This is a genomic window from Micromonospora sp. LOL_021, assembly GCF_048060215.1.
Lineage (GTDB): Bacteria > Actinomycetota > Actinomycetes > Mycobacteriales > Micromonosporaceae > Micromonospora_E.
The window spans coordinates 1-1,507 of record NZ_JBHMIN010000120.1; the positions used below are offsets into that span (position 1 = coordinate 1).

Consider the following 1,507-nt stretch of genomic DNA (forward strand, 5'->3'; position numbering starts at 1 on the left):
AGTCGACGACGTCGAGGTGGGCGAGTGAGTCCCGCAGCGCGGCGGCGAACCGGGCGGCGGCCTCGATGTCGGTGAGCCGGGTCGGCAGGTGGATGGTCCAGCGCGGTTCGTCGCTCACCAGTGACCTCCGTTGCCGCCGGTCTGGCGCTGGTGCTCCGACTGGTAGACGCCGGCGGACGGGTCGTTGAACCGGCAGCCGACGTGCCGTTGCCGCCACTGCCGCAGCCCTTCGCGGAATCGGTCAACCTCGGCCCGGTCGACGGCGGCCTGCCGGGTGAGCCGGTCCAGCTCGTCGGCGACGTCGCGCAGGTACGCGTACACCGCCGCCGGGTCCAGCCCACGCCACCGGGTTTCGAACTGCATAGCCCTGACCTGCCACGGCTCGACGAGTACGCCCTGCCGAGACACCACCCGTCCCCGCCTGCTCCGCTGCTCCACGACTTCCTCCCCTCGGCTCTTGCACGTCAGGTACTACTCAGGCGAAGAGTCTACACGCTTAGCGGTCACGTGAAGAGTACATCTGCGCAGAGAACATGTGTTCAGTTCGCATGCTCCTACCGTGGCTGCATGGGAGAGCTTCGGCTGGTGGCGAGCCAGGAGGTACAGGAGATGCTCGGCGTCTCGCGTACCCGCGCTTACCAGATCACCAACTCGAAGTCGTTCCCTGACCCAGTGGCAGTGTTGTCCGTCGGCCGGATCTGGCGTACCGATGATGTCGAACAATGGATCAAGCAGCACCGACCAGACCTCCACGACACCGAAGGGTGATCGCCGGCGGCTCCGAACATCGGCGCGTAGCCCCATGCCAGACTTCAGTCAGACCGCCCGGCCCCTTCGTCGGCTGTCCACTTTGTGGCCATACCCTCCCATTTGGCCAAAGTAGTCAGCCGTCGAATTGGCCGTCTGGCGTCTACCGCCGTATTCACACGCTGACGTTGGCCAACCTGGGCGACGTGCAGTGCGCGCAGGGCCGTCTCGGCGAGGCAGCCGCGAACTGGAACATGGCCATGGACGCGATGACTGGCGTCAAGTCGGGCCGGGCGCGTGCCGCCGTGAAGAACATGCGAGCGCGTCTGGGTGGCGTTGGCCAGCGCCTACCCTCATTCGCTAAACAACTTGATCAGCGCGGTGCCGCTCTTCTTCGTGATGGAAGTACACCTCCGGGGACCTGACCAGATGCACGATCTTCTGGATCAAGCAGTACCGCCCGACCCGCCACCGTCCGTATGCGCCGTCAAGGTGTGGCGGGCAGAGCCGCAGCCTGCTCCGCAGGAGTGCGGGTCGACGGCACAGGGGAGGCAGGACGAAACAGACGTGATCCGGACTGGTGAGCGATTCGGAGTGGCAGAAGGCTACTGTTGGGAGGCTCACAGCCGCCCGACTCATCGAGGTAGCAGAGGTGCAAGATTCTCCCTCATAACGCTAAGGCCGCCCGAAGGCGGCCTTAGCCTCGATCCACCGATGAAGGTTGGACCGGCAGGACCCCGGATGTAGAAAGTGCCCTCTG

2 protein-coding genes are annotated in these 1,507 nt (G+C 65.3%); one reads left to right on the forward strand and one right to left on the reverse strand.

Annotation, left to right across the window (positions count from 1 at the left end; genetic code table 11):
* Positions 1 to 114: 114 nt before the first annotated feature.
* Entirely contained in the window at positions 115 to 438 is a 324-nt protein-coding gene (locus ACFHWT_RS31220; RefSeq protein ID WP_416598273.1) for a DivIVA domain-containing protein, read from the reverse strand.
* A gap of 129 nt (positions 439 to 567) precedes the next feature.
* Here ACFHWT_RS31220 and ACFHWT_RS31225 point away from each other — a divergent pair, with 129 nt between their 5' ends.
* Positions 568 to 768 (forward strand): helix-turn-helix transcriptional regulator, encoded by a 201-nt coding sequence (locus ACFHWT_RS31225; RefSeq protein WP_416598275.1) that lies wholly within the window; start codon positions 568 to 570, stop codon positions 766 to 768.
* Positions 769 to 1,507 lie beyond the last annotated feature (739 nt).